Consider the following 23,005-nt stretch of genomic DNA (forward strand, 5'->3'; position numbering starts at 1 on the left):
TATTGTGCCACCTATCGATAGCGCAATACTCATGCTCTTATCTGTTATTAAAGCCGCAAAAAAGTTGCGGCTTTAAAGTGTTAAAGTTTAGCTAGGGCGGTTGGTTTGTCTTTACGACGTTTTATTTGTTGCTTCTGAATCTGTTCGATTAACGATTCTAGATCTTGTGTTTTCAACTCTTGAGGTGTCGATGAGTAAAGCGCCTGATTGATCTCGCTCAGCGCTTTATTGATAGCAACGGACTCTCCAGCTTCAAGTTCTACCGTATCGAGCCATGCTTTCACTGATGCTGTAATAGTAATACCATCAAGATTGCCAGATAAAGCACTCTTGGCTGCTTGGTACTCATTTGTTGTTACTTTGTCTACTGTTGCTTTGTTTGATACGGAAGACGACTTTAAACGCCACGCGAATACACTAGTGATAGCCCAAAGAATCGCGAACAATGCTGTTATGTATGGCCATAAACCCGCATCTTTAACCCTGATGGTTTCTACCTGTGCAGATGGTTGAATCGGTGTAGGTGCGGCAACGAGGGGGGTATCGTTTGGCTTCACATGTAAGGTGAGTCCTGAAACCACACTTGCTTGCTGCTGTTTAGTAGCACTGTTCCACCAATCTACAGATATTGCGGGTAACACAACATCACCACTTTGGCGTGGGATCAGTACTTGTTTTACTGTCATTACCACATCTCCGTTTTTTAGAGTTGTGAACTGGGGTTTTTCATCGTAAATACTTAACGAGTTAGGGTAGTTAACCTTAATGTTTGGTAATTGATCTTGCGTCAGTCCAGAAACTTGCAGGTTTACTTCTCGAGTAATGGATTCTCCAACTTGTGTGTTGTAACTGTTACCTGAAATAGTACTCCCCTGACTGTCGCTCCATTTTTGTGTCAGATTTAATTCGTTGGTGGGTAGCCAAATGCCGCGATAGTTAGCAGGCTGCGGATTGACGGTAATTAAGTATGTTTTTGCTTTGGTTTCTATAGGAACTAAACGTGTTCCTCCATTGTAGCTATTACCATAGACAAGTGTGCCTTTAAAGACTGGCTCACTAAGTTGGTAGTTTCCTGCTTCTTTTGCTGTGATACGAAAGTCTTGGTCAACGACGGTGACTTCGACACCATCGAGAATGGTTTGATATTGGTTCGTTTCACTTGCAGCGTTGAGTTCAAGCCCCTCAACGGCAGGTGGTGACACAGTTGGGTTTTGCAGACGACGCGGATCCGCTTTAATAATCAAGCGGGCTTTCAAAATGGCGCTTTCACTAGGATAGAGCTCCGATGTTGAAAGCTGAGTCTGTACTTCAACCAGATCTTTGACGTCAGGAGCCTGCTCATCTTGTGTTACCTGAATTGCAATGGGTTGAGTTTTTTGCCCTTTCAATTCAAAGCTTGGGATTGTGATAATACCCATACGAGTAGCCGCGATTGATATAGTCCACTCGCTTTTGTTGCTGCGAGAGCCGTTAACGATATTAATCGACGAGCCAAAACTTGGTCGACCTAATAAGAAATCAGGGTTTAATACGGTGAAATCAATATCGTCAGATGAGGCTTTTTCGTCACTAACCAAGCGTAGCTGGAATACTTCATTTTTGACGACTTTGTTTTTACTGACACTAGCGTAAAAGGATGCTGCTTCAACGGAAAAGCTATACAGACTACAAGCTGCAAGAACGAAGCAGAAAGCGGCTCGTCCAAACCGAGAAAGGTAAGTCATTCGAGGAATGTTAGCGAATGGAGAATGTAATGCGTTCATCGTTACCACTTTTTACCATTAGATTGTGGAGGCTGTTTGCCCTGAGCTTGAAGAAACAATTGGGAGCGCAATAACAGGCTTGGATCACGGGTGCTCTCAACTTGTTCAAGCTTTCTTAATTCTGGGTCTATGTCTTCGGTCGTTGTTGAAGTTACAGCGCTAGGCTCTTCACTAGGTTGTGAATTCTGATCTGTTTGCTCATTTTGTTTGCTCTGCGTTTGTGTTTGACTAGCAGTTTGTTGTTCCGATTCATTATGCTTGTTCTGTTGCTGAGAGCTTTCACTTTGTTGATCTTGTGAATTTTGGTTTTGCTGATTAGGCTCTTGGGATTGCTCCTCATCCTTTGGTTGCGAAGAGGGCGAGTCAGATTGTTGTGATGAATCGTTTTGTGATTGTTCAGAGTCCGATCGAGATTGAGACTTCTGTTGCTGTTGCTGTTGCTGTTGCTGTTGCTGTTGCTGTTGCTGTTGCTGAGCTTGTTCGATGACTTCAAGATTGTGTTTTGCATCTTGGTTGCTTGGATCTTGCTGCAAAACCTGCTGGTACATTTCTTTGGCTTTGTCTAAGTCACCATTTTGAGCATAAGCATTGGCAAGGTTGTATTGTGTTCTTGCAGACGGCTTGTCTACTTTGGAAAAGCTTTCAATTGCGCCTTTAAAATCGTTGTTCTTATAACGAGCTACGCCCTGCCACTCATAGTTGGTAAACTTCTCACTGGCGCTTTGATAGTCTTTGGCGAGAAAAGATTCCATTGCTTGTTGATTGCGGTTTTTCCATGGAGAACCTGTGTCGAATCGAGAAGCCGCACTCGCGTTGGGTGACATAAAACTAAACCCGGTGGTTAGGAGTAAGACAAAAATCATCCCTCTGCGAAACAGTAACAACGCTGGAACGATTAGAAGAGGTAGTAGCCAATAGCCATTATTAACATTCTCGGTCAGAGTTTCTTTAATGTCTTTCTTGCTGGCGTCATGCTGCAAACCTTGTTCGGATAAGATGCGTTCTACGTCTTGACCACTGGCCTGATAGGGAGTGAATACACCATTGACACTTCTCGCTAAAGATTGCATCGCTTCAAAGTTGGTTTTAGCAACAACAGTTTGACCATTATCTGTTTTTAGTAAAGAGCCATCGCTGAGTGTAATAGGAGCACCAGCCGCACTGCCAATACCCAATATTACCAACTTGAAATGACTTCCTGACAACTCGTTTTCGATGTCTGATTGCTCCCGCTCATCAAGATCATCGGCAAGTAAAATGAGATCTCCGTGCGCAAGACCTGCGTTCTTAAGCATCTCAATAGCCTGCTTGATACCCGATGCGGCATTGGCTCCCTGATAAGGCATGATATCGGGGGACAAATTAGGAAGTAGATTCGCAATAGTAGCACTATCACTCGTTAACGGACTGACAGTGTACGCATCACCCGCATAAGCGACTAAACCTGTGCTGCCTTCACTCCAACCTTTGAGTAAGTCGAGCGCTTTGTAGCGAGCTTGAGTTAAGCGATTAGGTTTAATATCCGTCGCGTAGAGTGACAACGACATATCCATAATAAGAATACGCGCGTTGCTATTGGTATAGCTTGGGCGCGTTTGTTTCTCAAAACTCGGCCCTGATAATGCAATCACCGCCACCAACCAGCTTAGTGCTATTAGTGAAATAACGGATTGAGTTCGATGTCGATTTTCGATACCCAGAGCTTTAGCTATGTGATTTGCAATAAGCCCTTGGTTTTGCTTACGTCTTGAGAGCCAAAACACTATTGCAGCTAATGGAATAAGTGCCAACAGCCAAAAAGGTGTAAGGAGTGTGAAATCAGACATGGTTTCTCCTTACGACAAACAAAGTTACAGACAGAAGTAAAGCAAGCGCTAATGGATAACCAAACCACTCACTTTGCGGACGCCATGTTTGAGTTGCTTGGCTAATTGGTTCCAGTACATTGATAGTGTCATAAATTGTTGAGAGTTCCTTCGCATCACGAGCGCGGAAATATTGACCACCAGTTATCTTAGCGATCTCCATTAAGCTCTTTTCATCTAAGTCTTGAGCGGTATTGACTTTACGAGTGATGAAAAACTCTTTAACCATCATTTCACCTGCACCTACGCCGACAGTGTAGATAGTGGAGTTGTATTTCTTTGCGATTTTGGCAGCTTCGATTGGGTCAAGAACACCAGATGTATTGCTACCATCACTGAGCAAGATCATGACACGCTGTGGTGCGTCGCTATCAATAAAAGTTTTGGTTGCCAGACCTATACCTTCACCGATGGCGGTTTTGGTACCAATCAGGCGGAGTACCGCTTGGTTGAGCTGTTGACTGATCGTTTGGCGATCCAAAGTAAGTGGTGTCTGTAAGTATGCGTGGTCAGCAAAGAAGATTAAACCCAAACGATCGCCTTCACGCTTGCTGATGAAATCACTGAGGACATTCTTAACCGCTGTTAGCCTGTCAATGTAATTGCCATTGTATTCCATATCCTCTTGGCTCATTGAGTAAGAGAGATCGACAACCAGCATCAGATCGCGATGCTTTGGAGACGTTGTTATAGGGTCACCATACCAGACGGGGCGACAAACAGCAGTGAGCAGACACAGCCAGGTTAGTAGCGCCAATAGCTTGCCCAACCATTGTTTTGGTTTTGCTATTGAGTTTTGTGGCGGTAAATAGGGCAACTGTATGGCTGCCCTTTCCTTTACAGGAGGTAAAAATCGATTAATAACGAATGGTAGAGGCAGTAATACAGCTAGCCACCACCATACAAATTCAATGTTTGCCAACGCTCAAATTTCTCCTTTTTTGCGGCGGCAACGCTGTGTTTACCCATTGATAGCAATCTGCGACCAATTCTTGTGCATTTTCAACTTTTTGTTTCTGATACAAAGCCTTTTGCCAAGTTTCCTCATTCTTCATGAAAAGAGGTGTATCCACTTGGGAATCTAAAAATGCGTACCAATCTGGACCAGTTAAATGAGCGACTTGCTCACGTGGGTAGTAACATAACGCTGCTTGACGAACTAACTCAATCGCTGATGATGGAGTCTGATGTCCTAGTGCTGGGTTTAGTAAACGTAAAGCGGTTTTTTTGGGCGCCATACGTTTCTTCTTAGCACGGACAATTAATGCGATGCTGACCAGTACTACGACTATGGCCAATAGACTTGCCCACCATCCCCAAGAAAGTGGTAGCCAAGAAGGTACTTCAGGTAAATGCAAATCGCTAAGATTGAGTAGATTTGATGATTCTTGCATATCTTTTAAATTATCCAGAAAGTTGTTGTAGCAAAGATATATCGCTAGAAAGAGATCGGTAGTCCATTTCCATAGATTGGCACAATGATTCTAATTCTAATTTCTGAGAATCAAAGGCATTTTTGATGCTTAGGCGATCAGATTTAGACGAAAAGTTAAGCCAGCACGCATTTTTGCCATTACTTACTCGTTCAATTCCTCTAAATTTAGTCTCACCTTGCTCTAATGGATCAAAAATATGGACTAATCTCACGCGGTTATGCTTACGTAACTGGTTGAATAATGGTTTAAAAGAATCCTCATAATTAACAAAATCACTGATCATTATTACCTCACTGCCTTTAGGACAGAGACGGTTTAATGTCATCAAAACGGTTTGCATTGAACTGGGTACCGATGCTTGAGTGAGAGCTTGATGCTGACACTCAACCAGTTGAGCAATGATATGCAGTGGACCCTTATTTCTGCGAGTTGGTTTTATCTCAACGAGGCTTGAACCTGTATCAATAACGGCACCAATACGGTCTTTTTCTGCAACTGATAACCAACTGAGTAAGCTCGCCATATGAGCGGCTTGCACGGACTTCAGTAGCAGTGAGGAGCCAAATTGCATAGTGGCACTTAGATCCACGTACAGAATTACGGGCTTTTCCCGTTCTTCTGAAAACAATTTGGTGTGTGGTTTTCCTGTGCGAGCGGTAACGCGCCAGTCAATTGCACGAATATCATCGCCCGGTTGATATTGCCGAACCTCCGCGAAATCCATACCGCGCCCCAGTTGTTTGCTCTGGTGCTGACCTAACAGTTGCGACCATAAACTTTTGGCAGGTGGTAGCCATTTCACCGTATGTTGTTTGTAAGGCAGTAGCTCTTCCAAGCACAGGTGAACGCCATCTGAATTTGCAGGTAACAACTGTTTTAATGACTGAGACATCATGCTGCCTTACGCACTGCCAACCAGAGCAAGTAAGTGGGTAATCACTTGGTTAGGGTGTACGCCTTCGGCTTGTGCTTGATAGGTGAGCAATAAGCGATGTCGAAGCACAGGAAACGCCATTGCTTGTAAGTCTTCTGGGCTTACATAGTCACGGCCTTGCAGCCAAGCTCGAGCACGAGCACATCTATCAAGCGCAATTGTGGCACGAGGGCTCACTCCCAGTTCTAGCCATTGTGCCAGTTTGGCGTCGTATTGCTCAGGTTTACGTGTTGCCATAACCAAACGTACCAAGTATTTCTCGATGGTTTCAGCCATATGAATATTCAGTACTTCTTGGCGCGCAGCAAATATCTGCTCTTGAGAAATTTTTGGCAGAGTCTGCGAGGCTTCACCTTTAGCTTCACCACGGTTAAGACGAAGGATTTCTAGCTCATGCTCGGCATCAGGGTAATCCACATTGAGATGCAGCAAAAATCGGTCAAGTTGAGCTTCTGGTAGCGGATACGTACCTTCTTGCTCAATCGGGTTTTGCGTTGCCATGACTAGAAATAGCTCTGGTAAACGATACGTTTTTCTACCAGCGGTAATTTGTTTTTCCGCCATTGCCTCAAGCATCGCGGCCTGAACTTTTGCTGGTGCGCGGTTGATTTCATCTGCAAGAACGAGGGAGTTAAAAATCGGTCCTGCTTGGAATGTAAACTCACCGGTCTCAGGACGGAAGATGTCAGTGCCCGTCAGGTCAGCTGGCAGTAAATCAGGAGTGAACTGAATACGGTGGAAATCCCCTTCAATACAGTCTGCCAACGATTTAACCGCACGAGTTTTTGCTAGCCCTGGAGGCCCTTCTACCAGAATGTGACCATCGGCCAAGAGGGCGACTAGAAGTTGTTCAACTAAAGCGGATTGACCAATGACCTGTTGGTTTAAATGCTGCTGTAGCGAATGAAAGGTTTCTGACTGCATGAAATCCTACTCTCCTTGATAATCTTGTTCTTAGTGAGCCTGTAACCGAAAAAGTTCCTTATTCGATGAGATATTTGTTCGTTTGATTGTTTATTGAGCAAATTAATCATAAAGAACTTTGTAATGGTCAACATATGGAGGCTCATTCAACTTTTCTAAACCATTTCAATGAAATAAATGCACAAGTTAACTCTGGACTCATTTGATTGATAAATGGAGTGAATTAATTGCTGTCTTACCATAAAGAATTGTGTTTTAAAGTCGATACAACGTTCGTTAAAACAAATCGCCAAAATAGGTAAAGAATAGATGCTCAAATTTAGCAATGTCAGCATTAAGACGAAGGTAGTGGCAGGGATTACCTTTGCAGTGCTGGCTTCGACGATCATTGTCGGGGTCATGGCACAACGTCAGGCAAGAGATGTATTAGAGCATCGATTAGTGGATATTGAACTCCCATCGATGCTGGAACAGATCAGCAGCTCAATCAATAGCGAAGTGACACATCTTCTATTGGCAGCACAGCAGATCACCAACAGTGAATTTATTAAAAAGGCCATTGCCACCAAGAATGTCGATTCTGGTGATGAAGCAATGTTGGTCAAGCAGCTAAACAACATTCGCGCCCAGTTCAAGTTGAACGATGCGTCAGTGGCGAACCGCAAAACCGCTTATTACTGGAACCAAAATGGATTCCTTCGTGAACTGAACAAACAGCAAGATGGCTGGTTTTATGCGTTTGTAAGTTCCGGTAACCCAACCATGGTAAGCATGTTCCAAGAAGCGACTGGTGAGGTGAAGATGTTCGCCAACTATCAGGACGTGAATGGTGACACTATGTCTGGCCTTTCTAAATCTATGGATGACATGGTGAAGCTGCTAAACGGTTATAAGATTGAGCAGACAGGCTATGTGTTCCTGACTAACGCGAAAGGCGAAGTTCAGATCCACCGTGAAAAGTCGAAGGCAAAATCAACGCTGACTCAACTGTTTGGCGCGGAAACCAACAAGTTGCTGAACAAGACTGGCTTTAACCTGATTACCGCTCAACATGAAGGCGCCGATGTGTTCGTGGCAAGCTTCTACGTTAAGTCTATGGATTGGTTTGTTGTGGGTACGGTGCCAGTTAACGAAGTGTTCGCTGACTTGAACGACGTAGCTCAACGCATGTTGATTACTACACTGATTGTCGCTGCAATCTTTATTGCGATGGGCTTGGTTTTGGCAAGCAGTATTGCTAACCCGATCCGTCAGATTGCCATTCGCTTTACGGATTTAGGTAAGGGTGATGGCGATTTGTCACAACGAATTGAAGTTTTGGGTAACGATGAAATTGCTCAACTTTCAACTGGATTCAACGGCTTTATTGAAAAGATCCATCAGTCAATGAAAGAAGTGGCTTCAACCAGTAATGCATTGCAAGTAGCCGCAGAAACAGTTTCAACCAAAGCGCATACTACACATGACAACAGTCAGCAGCAGCGCGACCAGACTATTCAGGTGGTGACAGCCATTAACCAAATGGGTGCAACCATCAGTGAGATAGCTTCTAACGCTGCGACTGCTGCGGAGACCGCAAACCAAGCGACGTCGAATACCGAAGTAGGGCGTAAAGTGGTGAATAAGGCAAAAGATGCGATCGCTCGTTTAGCCGATGACATTGAAAACATTGGTCAGGTGGTTGGCCAGCTTGCGTCGACCACTCAAGATATCGGTTCGATACTGGATGTTATTCGTGGTATTTCTGAACAAACGAACTTGTTAGCACTAAATGCGGCGATTGAAGCTGCTCGTGCCGGTGAACAAGGCCGTGGCTTTGCGGTAGTTGCAGATGAAGTTCGCAATCTGGCTAGTCGTACAGCAGCTTCAACTGAGCAAATTCAGAAGATGATTAACCAGCTACAAAGTGATGCAAAAGATGCCGTGTCTGCAATGGAAGCGGGCAAATCAGTAACGTTGGAAGGTGTTTCTTCCTCTGACGAAGCAGTTCAAGTGTTGATTGGTATCTCGGAACGCATCCACGATATTTCAGACCGAAATACACAAGTGGCAACAGCAACAGAAGAGCAGTCGACAGTGGTTCATACTATTAACATGAACATTGAAGAAATTAACGCTATCAACGAGATCACAACGGGTACGGCTGAAGAGCTGGCTGGCGCTAGCCAAGAGCTTCGTGAGCTTTCTGGTCGTTTGGATAAGATGGTTGGTAGCTTTAAACTCTAGTATCCTGCTGGGGAGTTGGGTAAACTTCTCCCCAGAATTTGATATTTTGAACTTTGAAGTTTAGGTAAGAGTAATGAGCGATTTTGAAAAAGAACTAGAGCAGATGACTCAAGAAGTAGGTAACGAACCTGAGGTTTCACTACCAAGTATTGAAGAACAGAAAGCGATAGTCGCTGAGCTGAAGCGTTTGGAAGCAGAAGGCAAGCTAACTCCAGAAGTTCTGGAACAGCACTTTGGCCAATTTAACGCGAAAAATGGTGCACCTATTCACTAACAAGTTTCTTCTCATCCGTTATTTATTGATGAGTGAAAGATTGCAAATAAAAAGGTCTAGCGAGTTGCTAGACCTTTTTTCTAAGCGTTTGAGTTACAGTTACTGAGTCAAGTTACAACTGCTGGTTAAACTGGCGGACGGCTTCAACGACTCGAATCGCGCCTTGTTCAACTTGTTCTATTACTTTACCCGCTTGTGTTGAGAGATCTAATGCTTCACCCGTTTGAGATTGGCATGCCGCGATAAGCTCAACAGCTTTGGCGGTCAGCTTCATGTTATCAGCAACAACAGTGACTATTTCTTCAGTGGTGCTGTTCGTTCTGGAAGCAAGCTGTCTCACTTCATCTGCAACAACTGCGAATCCTCTTCCTTGTTCGCCAGCGCGTGCAGCTTCGATTGCGGCATTGAGTGCTAGCAGGTTGGTTTGGTCTGCTATACCACTGATGTTGCCAACCAAATCACTGATACTTTTAGAGTGTGCATTGAGTGCTTCTATATCAGCACTGGCTTGTTTCATTTGGCGCACCAAATTTTCCATTTTCTTTATGATATCAGTAACGACTTTTTGTCCTTGAGTCGTTTGGCGTCCGGTTTCTTCTGATACGTTAAAAGCGATTTGCGCTGCCTCTTGAGCTGCAAGTTCTTGTTGCACTTGATCGGTAATAACCGTTGCAAACTTAACGACTTTGTACAGATCTCCTGTATCGTTATGAATAGGGTTGTAAGAAGCTTCTAGCCATACAACATGCCCATGTTTATCAATTCGCTTAAAGCGCTCCGATACGAATTGACCTCTCCCCAGTTTCTTCCAGAATTCAGTGTAAGCTGGTGAGTTAACTTCACTTGATTCACAGAAAATTCGGTGATGTTTGCCAGCAATTTGTTCGTTGCTGCTGTATCCCATTGTTTTTAGAAAGTTGTCGTTAGCACGAAGTATGGTTCCATCTAGAGAGAACTCAATCACTGCCATAGAACGGTTTATGGCTTTTAGCATATCTTCGTGTTCACGTGATGCCGAGATTGTTCTGGTCAACTCAGTGGCATAAACGGAGAAGCGCGTCAGTTTGTTTTGGATATCAAAAATAGGTTGCAGAATTATTCTCAGCCAAGCTTCCTGGCGGTTTACCTTAGAAATTTGCAAAGCGCCATTCCAGTGTTTTTTCTGCTCAAGCGCATTTCTCATTTGTTGGAAATGCTTAGACTGCCTTGCTTTCTCGGGTACTAACGCAGTTAGGTGAGCGCCTGCTATTGCATCGGACTTAAGTCCTAATTCTTTTTCAAAATTGGCGTTTGCGGAAATAATTTTTCCCTGAGGATCGAGTGTTAACCTGAGCATATCCGCGTTGAGACTTTCGCGAACCTGTTCCAGTGAATACAGTCTTTCTTTTAATTGCTGATTTTCTTTTTGGAGTGATTTATTAAAAAACATAGTAACCTTGCTGTTAATATTAGCCGGGCTTCATGGGGACCACCGCTACCCAGAAAAACACTCAATCATTAAGTGCGTGAATGATAATAGAGTGTGTTATTAGTACTAATTATTTTGCCTTAATCATAAGTCTGTCAAAGTTAATTTTGGATTTAGTGGTCTTATGTGTAATTCATTCCTTCGCATTACTTTGGAGGGGCAGTCGAAAAATTAACTAAAAGTATGGTACGGTTACGTTCAATCTAGAGGTAAAGAGGAAGTAATTTTGATTGTACGTTTGATGCAGGAAAGTGACTTACCTAAAGCTGCGTTAGTGCACCAGTCTGCGTTTGTAAGACAGCGCCATTCACTGGAATGGTTGCAGTGTAATTTTAATGCATTTCCTCGTTACTTGATTTATGTCGCTGAGATTGAAGAACAGGAAAAATCGACCATCGCGGGTTATATCATCTGGGTACAAAAAAGTGGTTTTAGACCAGAAGCGGTTTTAGAACTAGAACAACTTGCTGTGTTGCCCGAATATCAGGGCAAAGGGTTTGGTAAAGCGCTAATTGTTGAGTCTTTACCTATGGTCAAACAACAACTTGCTCAGCAAGATTCAGTGCTCAAGCATATACTGGTCACGACAAGAGCAGATAATTTCGCTCAGCAGTTGTATCGAGACACTTTGGGTGCGCAAGTGGAGAGCACGATCTCGAATCTGTATTCAGCCGATGAAGTGTTGATGATTGCCAGAAATGTGGGCGACAGAATCTAGACCTGCTATTTGTGCATCAGTGAAAAGTGGTAAATAAAAAGAGACAAAAACACAGTGCTTTTGTCTCTTTTTGATCCTGCTATCTTCCTAGAACTGGATGATACCGAGTTAGCTTCAACGCTTATCTCAAGCTGTGTTGGTGTTCACTAATCAGCAGAGCCATCTGTTCTTCAGCTCGTTCCTGAGCGCTTTTAAAGCTCTCATTGTGAGCAAAACTGCCTACCACTTCGTAATAGCATTTCAGTTTTGGTTCTGTGCCAGAAGGTCGAACAATCACGCGAGAACCACCTTCCAAGTGATAAATCAGTACATCACTGCTTGGTAGGTTGATGGTTTCTTTGTTGCCATGGTTATCCGTGCGAACAGAGAGTTTTAAGTCTTCAGTAACTAAGATGTTCTTACCCGCGATTTTAGTCGGTGGTTCAGCACGTAGCAGTTCTCCTACTGGCGGGTAATCTGGGTCAAGCGCGATACTACGTTGAGCATTAATGTACATGCCATGTTCACGGTAGATCTCTTCCAGTTGATCCCAAATGGTTTTACCTTGGCTGTACAGTTCTGCTGCAAGTTGAGCGAACGCGACCAAAGCAGACAGACCATCTTTGTCCCAAACCGTGTTACCTACTGTGTAACCAAGTGCTTCTTCATAAGCAAACAGGAACTTGTGTTCATCGCTTTGCTCTTGCATCGCAATGTTGGTTAGCCATTTAAAGCCTGTCAGCGTTTGGTAATACTTTGCGCCGTGCGCTTTTGCTACTTTGCTCAGTAGACTGGAAGAGACAATGGTATTACCCACTAACTGAGATTTCGCATCGGTTTTACTCAGTAAGTAGTTACCGAAAAGAGTACCCACTTGGTCGCCCGAGAGCATCTGGTAACTTCCATCGGGTTTACGCACAGCAACGGCAAAGCGGTCGGCATCTGGGTCATTGGCACAAGCCAGTTCCGCTTCGATAGAATCTGCAAGCTCAATGACCATGTCCATTGCGCCAGCTTCTTCTGGGTTAGGGAAGTTAACCGTTGGGAAAGTACCGTCTGGTTCGCGCTGTTCTTTTACGCTCATTACTTTCTTAAAGCCCGCATCATGGAGTAAGTCTTCTGCCATGTTTGCGCCAACGCCATGCATTGCTGTGTAAGCAATAGAGATGCTGCTTGGGTCGGTGTGATTTGAAAGTAGTGGGTTGCTGTTAATCGCGCTGCGATAGGTTTGATAGTAATCATCACGTAACCAAACCAGCAGACCTTGACGTTCGGCATCGGCATGCGGCATCAGTGGTATCATGCGATTGGTCGCGATATCAATTTCTTTTGCAATGCCAGAATCGTGCGGTGGAATGATTTGCGCGCCGTTTTCCCAGTAAACTTTGAATCCGTTGTACTCTGGCGGATTGTGACTTGCTGTTACGACTACAGCCGCAGCAGCATTGAAGTGTTTGACACCAAATGCGGCAATTGGGGTTGCGGCGACTTTATGAGTTAAATAAACCTTAATGCCTAAAGCCGTTAGCACCGCAGCGGTGTCGTAAGCAAATGATTTGGAATCGGTTCGACCATCATAGCCGATCACGACACCACGCTGTTTCGCATTGTCGACTTGTTTCACTAGGTATTCACCAAGACCTAATGCGGTTTGCTGAATCACTAAACGGTTCATGCGGTTTGGACCGCAACCAACTTTTCCGCGAAGACCGGCAGTACCAAACTCGAGTCGGCATTTAAAGCGGTCTTCTAATTCTTCATATTTCTTATGGTCAATCAGATATTGCAGTTCTTCCCGAGTTTTAGGATCAGGGTCTGCCGATAACCATTGCGTGACTTTTTCCATCATGATTGCCACCTTGTGTATGGATTTGAGTACGCAGCATAATTGATATGTATTCTCATTTATGAGTGCGCAATCGCTAAAACATGTATTAAGCGTCGTCTGTTACATTCAAATGTCTTCACTAGATTCAAAACTATTCTAGAACAGTTTTGTTATGAACCACTTTTATAAATCTGTTTTGATTATTCCTTGAACAAACCAAAAACCCTAACTAGCCTTTAGTTAATATTTTAAATAACAAAAATTTAACAATCATAATAATTGAGTCAAATTTGCTGTTTGTGTCGATTCACGTTCGTTGTATTGAAGTACAGAGAGGTGTTGAAGTACAGCGAAGCAGAGGAGAGAACTCTTGAGAAGATGTGTAACCAATCTGTGGCTGCCAGCAGTTGGGCTGTTAATCAGCTTGTCCCCACAGGTTTTTTCTGCAGAACGAGTATTAAACATGACACCGGGTGTTACCGAAATCAGTGGTAAGGTGTATCAGCTGCACATGCTTATTTTCTATATCTGTGTAGCGATAGCACTGGTGGTGTTTGGTGCCATGTTCTATGCCATTTTTAAGCATCGCAAGTCGAAGGGCGCGGTAGCGGCTCATTTTCACGAAAGCACCAAAGTTGAAATCATTTGGACAATTATTCCTATTGTCATCTTGGTCGCAATGGCCATACCCGCAACGAAAACCTTGGTTGCGATGGAAGATACTTCTCAATCAGACCTCACAATTAAGATCACTGGTTCACAATGGAAATGGCATTACAGCTATTTCGAGCAAGGCGTGGAATTTTACAGCCTCTTAGCCACCTCACAAAAGCAGATTGATGGTGAAGAGGTCAAGGGGGCTCATTACCTTCTTGAGGTTGACCAACCTTTGGTATTGCCAACTGACCGCAAAGTCCGATTTTTGCTGACTTCAGACGATGTGATTCACTCTTGGTGGGTGCCTGCGTTTGCCGTGAAAAAAGATACGATTCCCGGATATATCAATGAGGCTTGGACACGTATTGATGAGCCGGGAGTATATCGTGGCCAATGTGCTGAGTTGTGTGGTCGTGCTCATGGCTTTATGCCAATTGTTGTTCAAGCGATGGAACCCGAACAATACGACCAATGGCTCGCGGATAAAAAAGCAGAAATTGCGGTTGCTAAGCAAGAGGCAGAAAAAGCCCGCCTCAGTTCAATGTCTCTGGATGATCTGATGGTAATGGGGGAGAAAATTTACATGGAGCGCTGCGCGGTTTGCCATCAACCAACGGGGTTAGGTATTCCGGGTGCGTTTCCGGCCATTAAAGGTAGCCCTGTTGCAACAGGTGAAGTTAGCGCGCATTTGGCGGTCGTTGTTAATGGTCGCTCTGGTACGGCAATGCAGGCGTTTGGCAACCAACTGAGTGACCAAGAATTGGCGGCAGTGATTAGCTATCAACGTAATGCTTGGGGCAATAACACAGGAGATGCGGTTCAGGCATCGGATATCTTTGCATTCAAGGCAAGCAATGGAAAAAGCGGGGAGGGACAATGAAATCTTCCAACGTTCATAGCGTGAAATCGGCTCCGATGGTGGATGCAGATGTTTCAAATCCTGAATCCGGCAGTGTTGTTGATGATAGTTACAAAGATAAAGACAATGATCATGAGCATCATGTTCCTACAGGTATCGCAAGATGGATCTATTCCACTAACCACAAAGACATAGGAACTTTATATCTTTGGTTTAGCTTCACCATGTTTTTAATTGGTGGCGCAATGGCAATGGTGATTCGTGCGGAATTGTTCCAACCGGGATTACAGTTTGTTAAGCCAGAATTCTTTAATCAAATGACCACGGTTCACGGTTTGATTATGGTGTTTGGTGCGGTAATGCCCGCATTCACAGGGCTTGCCAACTGGATGGTGCCATTAATGATTGGTGCGCCAGATATGGCTCTGCCAAGGATGAATAACCTCAGTTTCTGGATTCTGCCTTTCGCTTTCCTCATTCTTCTTGCTTCTTTGTTTACTGAGGGTGGTGGTCCAAACTTTGGTTGGACATTCTACGCACCTCTATCAACCACTTATGGACCTGACAGCACAGCGCTGTTTGTTTTCTCGGTTCACATTATGGGTATTAGCTCCATCATGGGCGCAATCAACGTGATTGTGACCATAGTGAACATGCGCGCACCGGGCATGACGTGGTTTAAGCTCCCGCTTTTTGTCTGGACGTGGCTGATTACAGCATTCCTCTTGATTGCGGTGATGCCTGTTCTCGCTGGTGCGGTCACTATGGTGTTGACCGACAAGTATTTCGGTACGAGTTTCTTTGATGCCGCTGGTGGTGGTGACCCTGTAATGTTCCAGCATATTTTCTGGTTCTTCGGACACCCGGAAGTGTACATCATGATCCTGCCGTCTTTTGGCATCATCTCTGCCATTGTTCCTGCTTTCAGTGGCAAAAAACTGTTTGGCTATCATTCTATGGTGTACGCCACCAGTAGTATCGCGCTGCTCTCGTTCTTGGTTTGGGCGCACCACATGTTTACCACTGGCATGCCAGTGTTTGCCGAACTGTTCTTTATGTATTGCACCATGCTGATTGCCGTGCCTACAGGTGTAAAAGTGTTTAACTGGGTTGCGACCATGTGGCGCGGCTCACTTACCTTTGAAACACCAATGTTGTTTGCGATTGCCTTTATCGTGCTGTTTACCATAGGCGGTTTCTCGGGGTTGATGTTAGCAATCGTTCCTGCCGATTTTCAGTACCACGATACTTACTTTGTGGTGGCACACTTTCACTATGTTTTGGTTTCTGGTGCCGTGTTCTCGATTATGGCCGCAGCCTATTACTGGCTGCCTAAGTGGACTGGGCATATGTACGACGAAAAGCTCAGCTTGTGGCACTTCTGGTGTTCAGTCATCTCGGTCAACGTGCTGTTCTTTCCTATGCACTTTTTAGGGTTAGCGGGCATGCCAAGGCGTATTCCGGATTACGCGATACAGTTTGCGGACGTGAATCAAATTGTTTCCATAGGCGGTTTTGCATTTGGTTTGTCGCAACTGATTTTCCTATGGGTAGTGATTAAGTGCGTGCGAGGAGGAAAACCTGCGCCCGCTAAACCATGGGAGCGAGCCGAAGGTTTGGAATGGACAGTTCCAAGCCCAGCGCCGCACCACACATTCTCAACACCACCAAAAGTAGAAGATTAGGGTGGATTAGGAGCGTGAGATGGAAGATGAATCACTTAAAACCAAGAATCGCCAACTGATTGCCAAGCTCTTGATTGGTACGGTGTTGATGTTTGGTTTCGGCTTTGCGTTAGTGCCGTTATATGACGTGATGTGCAAAACATTAGGTATTAACGGTAAAACCAATGATGTGGCAGTCGTTCAGCCGACGAAGATGAAAATTGATCAATCACGTACCATTCGCGTGCAGTTTATGGCGCATGTCAGTAACGGTATGCCGTGGAAATTTGCTCCGAAAGTTTCGCACATGGACGTGCATCCTGGGCAGATTATTCAGACTGCTTTTTTAGCCAACAATTTTTCAAGTGATGCACTGGTTGGGCAGGCGGTGCCATCGGTTTCTCCGGGGCAGGGAGCCACTTACTTTAACAAGATTGAGTGCTTCTGTTTTCATCAGCAACCTTTATCTGCCCAAGCCGATGCTGAAATGCCATTGATATTCTACATTGAACCGGATATTCCGGACTCCATTCATACGCTGACGCTCTCTTACACCCTATATAACATCACGGATAAAGCTGAGCCCCAATTGGTGAAAACTAGCTCAAGTGCTCATGTGAAGGATGAGCCAACGCAAGGAGCAAACCTATGAGTACCAAACACGATTCTTACTATGTTCCTGCTCAAAGCCGTTGGCCAATTATCGGCGCGGTAGCTCTGTTTTTGGTGGCAGTTGGAGCAGGTTTAACAGTGCAACATGTTGGTACTGGCGGAGCAGGAAGTGTTTTTGGCAAAGCCATTTTGATTATTGGTTTTATCGTTTTGCTCAGTATGTTAGCGGGCTGGTTTAGTAACGTCATTGGTGAATCACTAGCAGGGCTGTACTCCAAACAGATAGCACGTTCATTTCGTCAGGGAATGAGTTGGTTTATCTTTTCAGAAGTCATGTTCTTCGGGGCATTTTTCGGCGCGCTGTTTTACGCACGCATGGTAGCTGTGCCTTGGTTGGGTGGTGCCAGCAATAACGCTATGACCAACGAACTGCTTTGGCCGGGATTTGAAGCTATTTGGCCTTTGCTAACGACTCCTGCTGGAGAAACGGTTCAAGCGATGCCTTGGCAAGGTATCCCACTTAAGAACACGGTTATTCTTTTGTTGTCTTCTATCACCTTGCACATGGCTCATCTTAGCCTAGAGAAAAACCAACGAATGGCGCTCATCGTCTGGTTGGAAATTACCATAGTGCTTGCTGGCTTCTTCTTGTATTTCCAAGGGGTTGAATACGCACACGCCTACCACGAAATGGGGTTAACGCTTCAATCTGGCGTGTACGGCAACACCTTCTTTATGTTGACGGGTTTCCATGGGCTGCATGTTTGCCTTGGAACTTTGTTCTTGACCGTATTACTGGCTCGAATCGCGAAAGATCATTTCACGCCCAAAGACCACTTCGCATTTCAAGCTGGCAGTTGGTATTGGCACTTTGTAGACGTGGTGTGGTTGTGCTTGTTTGTCTTTGTCTATGTCTTGTAGCGAAGGCTTTCCCACGTGCTTAGGTGTTTGAATCAGATGCAGAAAATACAAATAACGCTTTAATAAGGTGTGTGATTGGGGTGAAGCCAACCGCTAAGGAGAGCAAAAATGAGCAAGATAACCACACAAGAGGAAAACATCAGACGTCGCCCGAGGTAATAACTCATTGGGCGATCATCGCCATCATTAGGTTCTCGAACCATTTGGATTAAGGCGCGAGCTAGGTTGAATATGATGAACAGTAGAAACAGAACCAAAATGATTTTTACAACAAGTGGCAGCATGTCTGATCCTCTGAGTCGTTCCGTGTCTACGGATAGCCGTTCGGTGATGAAAAGGTTGTCGGTGAAAGCAATTTTAGGCGCTGTGTTAACTGTGGTTGTGTTTGCTGTTTTGGTCAAATTGGGATTGTGGCAAATGTCGCGTGGCGAACAAAAACAGGCACTTGAGCAAGAGTTGCAGCTTCGTCAGCAGATGGAACCTATTTCTTTAGGTATGGCTTTAGAACAATATTCGATGACCAATATAGCAGGCGTTAGAGTCAAAATTGCAGTGACGCCAAGCCGTAACATGACCTTCTTATTGGATAACCAAACTTATCAGGGGAAAGTGGGATATTTAGCCTACCAATTAGTCCGAGAAAGTAGCGGTCATGGGATGTTGCTTGAGATCGGTTTTGTTCCAGCCGCTAATGATAGAAATGTTTTGCCAGAGGTTAACTGGCTTGCTGAGCCACGTGAGCTAGAGGGGCGTTTATATCAAAAATCCCTAAACCCATTGAGCTCAGAACTAAGCATTGAAGATAAAACGCCTCATCGCATACAGAATTTAAACATCGAACAGCTTTCACTGTGGGTTGGTGAGCCAATACTCCCTGTTGCTTTCCAGCCACAAGAAACCGATTGGTCGTACGCTCAACCGTGGGTTCCGATTCCGCTCAGTGCAGACAAACATTTTGGCTATGCGGTGCAGTGGTTTGTTATGGCAACAGTGCTGTTTTTCATCACCCTCGCGTTATGTTTGAGGGTTTATCAATCAAGGAGAGCCGCATGAATGCTAAGACGAAAGGACGCGTAATCTTAGTCGCGATTATTGCTTTCTTTGCTCTGCCTGCCTTGCTTGCCAAGACGGTGTTAACCAATCATTGGTATCAAGCCGGTGTGACGAATAAAGGCGTATTGATTGAGCCAAGAATCACACTCAGTTCGCTTGGATTAGAGAGTGTAACGCAGCAAAAATTGTGGCGAGTGGGTTACGTGGTGCCTGAACAGTGTGACCAACAATGCCAGCAACACATCTATATGCTAATGCAGAGCCATACTGCCCTAGGTAAAGAGCAAGGCAGGGTTGAACCAATTTTATTGCTCGAGCCGCAAAGTGATATTCAAAGTGTTGAGCATTTAACTGTTGAAAAATTGTTTGTAAACCAATCATTTATGTCTGCTATTGAGAGATCAGAAATAGTGATTGTCGATCCTCTTGGTCAGTTGGTGATGCATTACCCCAAAGCTGACCCGTCACAATTGGTTGTTCAAAGTAAAAGTGTTCTCGCGGATCTGCGTAAGTTACTCAAACTTTCAAGAGTAGGGTGAGGTGAATGATGACCAACTCCAACATAGGGTTAACTCGGCTGGTTAAATTTGCACTGATATTAACGCTTACTGTAATTGCATTAGGCGCTTATACACGCTTGTCTGATGCGGGATTAGGTTGCCCAGATTGGCCTGGTTGTTATGGGCATTTCACTGTGCCTCAATCTTCGTCGGCATTAGAAAAAGCCGAGCTTTTATACCCACATTTAGATGTGGAACCTCATAAAGCTTGGCCTGAAATGATTCATCGCTATTTTGCAGGCACGCTCGGTCTGGTGGTGTTTCTCATTACGTTTCTCTGTTTCAAATCACGAGTTGTTTCGATGGCGTTGCCACTGGCGATTGCAGGGGTTGTTATCTTCCAAGCATTGCTCGGTATGTGGACAGTGACCATGAAATTGTTGCCATTAGTTGTGATGGGGCATTTGCTAGGGGGATTCACCTTGCTAGCCAGTTTGTGGTTGTTACTGTGGCAGCTGCAATCGCAAGCGATGTTTTTCCATAGCCAAGAAATTTTTTTCCAATCCCAAGATAATTCTTCCCACACCCAAGATAGTAATGTGACAATTTCTTCTAGCCTAAAACTAGCTGCTGTTGTCACTTTGCTGGTCGTAATTGGGCAGATTATGCTGGGGGGATGGACATCATCAAACTACGCCGCTTTGATGTGCAGTAGTCTGCCGATCTGCGAAGGTAATTGGACCAATTACCTAGATTTCAAAACCGCATTTACTTTGATTCATCATGGCCATGAGAGCTATGAATTTGGCGTGTTGGAATACGCGCCAAGGCTAACCATTCATGTATCACACCGTTTCGGTGCTATTTTTACCATCTTCTCCGTATCGCTGCTGGCGCTTTTGTTATGGAAAAAAGCGCTGTTTTCGTTAGCGAAAATGTTGCTCGGCGCGCTATCTGTTCAAATTCTTCTTGGCATCAGTAATGTGGTATTTAATCTGCCTTTGATGATTGCAGTGCTGCACAACTTGGGCGCAGCACTACTGATGATTGCAGTCTTGAAATGCAATTATGCTTTGTTCTCTTATGAACGAGTCGCTTCTGCGGCGACTACTTCACCAGTGAGTTTAGAACAGACTTCACTAGCCAAATCCTCTTCGTTTGAATACCAAAAAAGCGCTACAAAACTCAGTATAAGGAAGGTATCTCATGAGTAAGTCAGCCTCATTTACATCTGCCAACTCAGTTGCCGCTGCTCGATCAGATATCACCGTCGCTCCCGCCCGCTGGCGAATATATTGGACTCTGACTAAACCTAAGGTTGTTGCACTGATGTTACTGACCGCTTTAGTTGGAATGTGTTTGGCACAGCAAGCTGCGTTGCCATTACAAGAAGTCGTATTGGGATTATCAGGAATCGGTTTGATGGCTGGATCAGCAGCGGCATACAATCACCTGATTGACCGACGTATCGATGCCATTATGGCGCGAACCTATCGCCGACCATTGCCTTCTGGTGAAATCCAAGCTTATAAAGTATTCGCTTTTGCTACTGCTATCGGTATCGCTGGTTTTGCCACTCTTTATTTGGGTGTAAATGCATTAACCGCATGGCTAACGTTCGCTAGTTTATTGGGTTATGCATTGGTTTATACGGTTTATCTCAAACGAGCAACACCACAAAACATTGTTATCGCGGGTTTAGCCGGAGCTATGCCGCCATTGTTAGGTTGGACAGCCATAACTAATGAACTGCATGGACATGCGTGGCTGCTTGTCATGATCATCTTCATTTGGACCCCTCCTCATTTCTGGGCTTTGGCGATACATCGCAAAGACGATTATGCCAAGGCTGATATTCCGATGTTGCCCGTCACCCATGGGGTTGAGTACACCAAAACATCGATTTTGCTTTATACGTTTCTGCTGGCGATTGTGTGCTTATTACCGGTTTTGGTTGGAATGAGTGGGGTGCTGTATTTTGTCGCTTCAACCATTTTGAGCTTAGGCTTCATCTACTCGGCGTGGATTTTAAAGTATCGTTCGGACGAGCAGTCAGCCATTACCACCTTCAAATATTCAATCTACCATTTGATGATGTTGTTTATTGCGCTGCTGCTCGACCACTATTTCGTGTAACGTTTGAAATCTAAGAGGCGGAATTTAAAAAGTTTTGTACTGCAGGCTCTGCCTTGATTTCTACTTCAAGTTGTTCCCACCATTTCACAGACTGGAATGACTCATTAAGAGGCATACGTTGACCAATAACTGGTGTCACCAAGTCTATACCTAACGAGCGAGCAAGATTAGAGGCTTTCTCCAAAGGCTCATACCAACGGTGCATCGACAAATCGAAGGTACTGTTATGAATTGGCATCATTACATTACCTTTAAGATCGATGTGTGCCTGAATGCTTTCGCGTGGGAACATGTGAACTTCAGACCAAAGCTTGTTATAAGCACCTGTCTCGATCATGGTTAAATCGAAAGGTCCGTATTTGTCGCCAATCTCTTTAAACCCGCTGAAATAGCCAGAGTCACTACTAAAGAAAATCGACTTTTCGCTGCTACGAATAACCCAGCTACCCCAAAGAGTCTGATTGCGGTCGGTCAAACCGCGACCTGAAAAATGCTGGGTAGGTGTGAATGCAAACTCGATAGAACCTCGGCTAGCACTATCCCACCAGCGAAACTCTTGGATTTTACTAGCTGGGACGCCCCATTTTTCTAGTAAAGCACCAACTTTAAGTGGCACTAGGAAGTGTTCTACTTTTTTAGCTAGTTTTTTTACTGCGGCTTTATCTAAATGGTCATAGTGATCGTGGCTTATCAATACCACATCGATTGTTGGCAACTCTTCAATCGAAATTGGTGGCTGGTGAAAACGTTTTGGTCCTGCCCATTGCACAGGTGAAGCTCGGTCACTGAATACAGGGTCTGTTAACACCCATTGATTGTCCAATTTCATTAAAATAGAAGAGTGACCTAAGCGGTAAACTACGTCTTCTTTTTCTATTTCTAACTGTTCACTAGTGATACTTTGCACCGGAATCGGCTTTTTGGGCACTGTATCCTCATGTTTTTCAGTTAGATAAGCCCAAGAGATAGCTAAGAAATCACGAATGCTGTTTTTGTTATCCACTTCGTGGTTAGCAAATTTGCCATCAAGCACTGCTGTATCTGAGACTCGATTGTTTTCAACTTGATTCATTCTCTTTCTCCTGTATCCAAGTGAGAGGTTCCCTTACTTTTGAGTTCTATGATCGGATAGATTCATGAAGCGTTTGTGACGTTTCGTAGAACTTTTAAAGTAAACTATACGGTGTA

At 44.5% G+C, this 23,005-nt stretch carries 21 protein-coding genes; 11 read left to right on the forward strand and 10 right to left on the reverse strand.

The window, feature by feature from the left end:
• Positions 1–80: 80 nt before the first annotated feature.
• Genes G5S32_RS18375 through G5S32_RS18400 form a run of 6 tightly spaced genes read right to left on the reverse strand, consistent with a single transcriptional unit; the run spans position 81 to position 6,922 of the window.
• Positions 81–1,763, reverse strand: a complete 1,683-nt coding sequence (locus tag G5S32_RS18375) for a BatD family protein (RefSeq protein ID WP_246201116.1) — start codon at positions 1,761–1,763, stop codon at positions 81–83.
• 2 nt (positions 1,764–1,765) lie between these two features.
• Positions 1,766–3,589 (reverse strand): VWA domain-containing protein, encoded by a 1,824-nt coding sequence (locus G5S32_RS18380; RefSeq protein WP_165313612.1) that lies wholly within the window; start codon positions 3,587–3,589, stop codon positions 1,766–1,768.
• Positions 3,582–4,550, reverse strand: a complete 969-nt coding sequence (locus G5S32_RS18385; protein WP_165313613.1) for a vWA domain-containing protein — start codon at positions 4,548–4,550, stop codon at positions 3,582–3,584. The genes G5S32_RS18380 and G5S32_RS18385 overlap by 8 nt, the downstream gene beginning before the upstream one ends.
• A complete protein-coding gene (locus G5S32_RS18390; RefSeq protein WP_165313614.1) occupies positions 4,537–5,022 on the reverse strand; it encodes a DUF4381 domain-containing protein in 486 nt (161 codons plus the stop codon). Before G5S32_RS18390 ends, G5S32_RS18385 begins: the two co-directional genes overlap by 14 nt.
• Positions 5,023–5,032: 10 nt before the next feature.
• Positions 5,033–5,956 (reverse strand): DUF58 domain-containing protein, encoded by a 924-nt coding sequence (locus tag G5S32_RS18395; protein WP_165313615.1) that lies wholly within the window; start codon positions 5,954–5,956, stop codon positions 5,033–5,035.
• A gap of 9 nt (positions 5,957–5,965) precedes the next feature.
• Complete coding sequence (locus G5S32_RS18400) at positions 5,966–6,922, reverse strand: AAA family ATPase (RefSeq protein ID WP_165313616.1); 957 nt, start codon at positions 6,920–6,922, stop codon at positions 5,966–5,968.
• 309 nt (positions 6,923–7,231) lie between these two features.
• Between G5S32_RS18400 and G5S32_RS18405 the strand changes: the two genes are divergently transcribed.
• Entirely contained in the window at positions 7,232–9,148 is a 1,917-nt protein-coding gene (locus G5S32_RS18405; RefSeq protein WP_165313617.1) for a methyl-accepting chemotaxis protein, read from the forward strand.
• Positions 9,149–9,221: 73 nt separating this feature from the next.
• A complete protein-coding gene (locus G5S32_RS18410; RefSeq protein WP_165313618.1) occupies positions 9,222–9,422 on the forward strand; it encodes a restriction endonuclease subunit S domain-containing protein in 201 nt (66 codons plus the stop codon).
• Positions 9,423–9,534: 112 nt separating this feature from the next.
• On the opposite strand, the gene G5S32_RS21650 is transcribed toward G5S32_RS18410, so the two are convergent.
• Positions 9,535–10,851 carry a methyl-accepting chemotaxis protein gene (locus G5S32_RS21650; protein WP_165313619.1) on the reverse strand — a complete coding sequence of 439 codons (1,317 nt, stop codon included), beginning with the start codon at positions 10,849–10,851 and terminating at the stop codon, positions 9,535–9,537.
• A gap of 280 nt (positions 10,852–11,131) precedes the next feature.
• Here G5S32_RS21650 and G5S32_RS18420 point away from each other — a divergent pair, with 280 nt between their 5' ends.
• On the forward strand, positions 11,132–11,608 hold the full coding sequence (locus G5S32_RS18420) for a GNAT family N-acetyltransferase (RefSeq protein ID WP_165314197.1): 477 nt from the start codon (positions 11,132–11,134) through the stop codon (positions 11,606–11,608).
• 121 nt (positions 11,609–11,729) lie between these two features.
• Here the strand turns inward: G5S32_RS18420 and G5S32_RS18425 are convergent, their stop codons facing one another.
• The gene (locus tag G5S32_RS18425) at positions 11,730–13,436 is read right to left on the reverse strand and encodes a phospho-sugar mutase (protein ID WP_165313620.1); all 1,707 of its coding nucleotides are present in this window, start codon (positions 13,434–13,436) and stop codon (positions 11,730–11,732) included.
• 349 nt (positions 13,437–13,785) lie between these two features.
• Here G5S32_RS18425 and coxB point away from each other — a divergent pair, with 349 nt between their 5' ends.
• From coxB to G5S32_RS18445, 4 genes are read left to right on the forward strand one after another with little or no spacing between them, the layout of a single operon-like run.
• Entirely contained in the window at positions 13,786–14,952 is a 1,167-nt protein-coding gene (gene coxB / locus G5S32_RS18430; protein ID WP_165313621.1) for a cytochrome c oxidase subunit II, read from the forward strand.
• Positions 14,949–16,616 (forward strand): cytochrome c oxidase subunit I, encoded by a 1,668-nt coding sequence (gene ctaD, locus G5S32_RS18435; protein ID WP_165313622.1) that lies wholly within the window; start codon positions 14,949–14,951, stop codon positions 16,614–16,616. Before coxB ends, ctaD begins: the two co-directional genes overlap by 4 nt.
• A gap of 19 nt (positions 16,617–16,635) precedes the next feature.
• Positions 16,636–17,247: a cytochrome c oxidase assembly protein gene (locus G5S32_RS18440; RefSeq protein ID WP_165313623.1), complete on the forward strand. Its 612-nt coding sequence runs from the start codon at positions 16,636–16,638 to the stop codon at positions 17,245–17,247.
• Positions 17,244–18,128: a cytochrome c oxidase subunit 3 gene (locus G5S32_RS18445; protein ID WP_165313624.1), complete on the forward strand. Its 885-nt coding sequence runs from the start codon at positions 17,244–17,246 to the stop codon at positions 18,126–18,128. The genes G5S32_RS18440 and G5S32_RS18445 overlap by 4 nt, the downstream gene beginning before the upstream one ends.
• A 59-nt stretch (positions 18,129–18,187) precedes the next feature.
• Here G5S32_RS18445 and G5S32_RS18450 read toward each other — a convergent pair whose 3' ends face one another.
• Positions 18,188–18,412 (reverse strand): DUF2909 domain-containing protein, encoded by a 225-nt coding sequence (locus G5S32_RS18450; RefSeq protein ID WP_165313625.1) that lies wholly within the window; start codon positions 18,410–18,412, stop codon positions 18,188–18,190.
• Here G5S32_RS18450 and G5S32_RS18455 point away from each other — a divergent pair.
• From G5S32_RS18455 to cyoE, 4 genes are read left to right on the forward strand one after another with little or no spacing between them, the layout of a single operon-like run.
• A complete protein-coding gene (locus G5S32_RS18455; RefSeq protein WP_246201117.1) occupies positions 18,411–19,181 on the forward strand; it encodes an SURF1 family protein in 771 nt (256 codons plus the stop codon). The genes G5S32_RS18450 and G5S32_RS18455 overlap by 2 nt on opposite strands.
• Positions 19,178–19,720 (forward strand): hypothetical protein, encoded by a 543-nt coding sequence (locus tag G5S32_RS18460; RefSeq protein WP_165313627.1) that lies wholly within the window; start codon positions 19,178–19,180, stop codon positions 19,718–19,720. Before G5S32_RS18455 ends, G5S32_RS18460 begins: the two co-directional genes overlap by 4 nt.
• A 5-nt stretch (positions 19,721–19,725) precedes the next feature.
• On the forward strand, positions 19,726–20,895 hold the full coding sequence (locus G5S32_RS18465) for a COX15/CtaA family protein (protein ID WP_165313628.1): 1,170 nt from the start codon (positions 19,726–19,728) through the stop codon (positions 20,893–20,895).
• Positions 20,888–21,817: a heme o synthase gene (cyoE, locus tag G5S32_RS18470; RefSeq protein ID WP_165313629.1), complete on the forward strand. Its 930-nt coding sequence runs from the start codon at positions 20,888–20,890 to the stop codon at positions 21,815–21,817. The genes G5S32_RS18465 and cyoE overlap by 8 nt, the downstream gene beginning before the upstream one ends.
• 10 nt (positions 21,818–21,827) lie before the next feature.
• On the opposite strand, the gene G5S32_RS18475 is transcribed toward cyoE, so the two are convergent.
• On the reverse strand, positions 21,828–22,889 hold the full coding sequence (locus G5S32_RS18475) for an MBL fold metallo-hydrolase (RefSeq protein ID WP_165313630.1): 1,062 nt from the start codon (positions 22,887–22,889) through the stop codon (positions 21,828–21,830).
• Between the last annotated feature and the right edge of the window lie 116 nt (positions 22,890–23,005).

Source organism: Vibrio ziniensis (assembly GCF_011064285.1).
GTDB lineage: Bacteria > Pseudomonadota > Gammaproteobacteria > Enterobacterales > Vibrionaceae > Vibrio > Vibrio ziniensis.

Coding starts and splice junctions, on each gene's coding strand:
- G5S32_RS18410 (WP_165313618.1), top strand. CDS start 9,222: ATGAGCGATTTTGAAAAAGAACTAGAGCAGATGACTCAAGAAGTAGGT.
- G5S32_RS18405 (WP_165313617.1), top strand. CDS start 7,232: ATGCTCAAATTTAGCAATGTCAGCATTAAGACGAAGGTAGTGGCAGGG.
- G5S32_RS18375 (WP_246201116.1), bottom strand. CDS start 1,763: ATGAACGCATTACATTCTCCATTCGCTAACATTCCTCGAATGACTTAC.
- G5S32_RS18460 (WP_165313627.1), top strand. CDS start 19,178: ATGAATGCTAAGACGAAAGGACGCGTAATCTTAGTCGCGATTATTGCT.
- G5S32_RS18380 (WP_165313612.1), bottom strand. CDS start 3,589: ATGTCTGATTTCACACTCCTTACACCTTTTTGGCTGTTGGCACTTATT.
- G5S32_RS18425 (WP_165313620.1), bottom strand. CDS start 13,436: ATGATGGAAAAAGTCACGCAATGGTTATCGGCAGACCCTGATCCTAAA.
- G5S32_RS18395 (WP_165313615.1), bottom strand. CDS start 5,956: ATGTCTCAGTCATTAAAACAGTTGTTACCTGCAAATTCAGATGGCGTT.
- G5S32_RS18420 (WP_165314197.1), top strand. CDS start 11,132: ATGCAGGAAAGTGACTTACCTAAAGCTGCGTTAGTGCACCAGTCTGCG.
- G5S32_RS18400 (WP_165313616.1), bottom strand. CDS start 6,922: ATGCAGTCAGAAACCTTTCATTCGCTACAGCAGCATTTAAACCAACAG.
- G5S32_RS18390 (WP_165313614.1), bottom strand. CDS start 5,022: ATGCAAGAATCATCAAATCTACTCAATCTTAGCGATTTGCATTTACCT.
- G5S32_RS18465 (WP_165313628.1), top strand. CDS start 19,726: ATGATGACCAACTCCAACATAGGGTTAACTCGGCTGGTTAAATTTGCA.
- G5S32_RS18455 (WP_246201117.1), top strand. CDS start 18,411: ATGTCTGATCCTCTGAGTCGTTCCGTGTCTACGGATAGCCGTTCGGTG.
- G5S32_RS18450 (WP_165313625.1), bottom strand. CDS start 18,412: ATGCTGCCACTTGTTGTAAAAATCATTTTGGTTCTGTTTCTACTGTTC.
- G5S32_RS18440 (WP_165313623.1), top strand. CDS start 16,636: ATGGAAGATGAATCACTTAAAACCAAGAATCGCCAACTGATTGCCAAG.
- ctaD (WP_165313622.1), top strand. CDS start 14,949: ATGAAATCTTCCAACGTTCATAGCGTGAAATCGGCTCCGATGGTGGAT.
- G5S32_RS18445 (WP_165313624.1), top strand. CDS start 17,244: ATGAGTACCAAACACGATTCTTACTATGTTCCTGCTCAAAGCCGTTGG.
- cyoE (WP_165313629.1), top strand. CDS start 20,888: ATGAGTAAGTCAGCCTCATTTACATCTGCCAACTCAGTTGCCGCTGCT.
- G5S32_RS21650 (WP_165313619.1), bottom strand. CDS start 10,851: ATGTTTTTTAATAAATCACTCCAAAAAGAAAATCAGCAATTAAAAGAA.
- G5S32_RS18475 (WP_165313630.1), bottom strand. CDS start 22,889: ATGAATCAAGTTGAAAACAATCGAGTCTCAGATACAGCAGTGCTTGAT.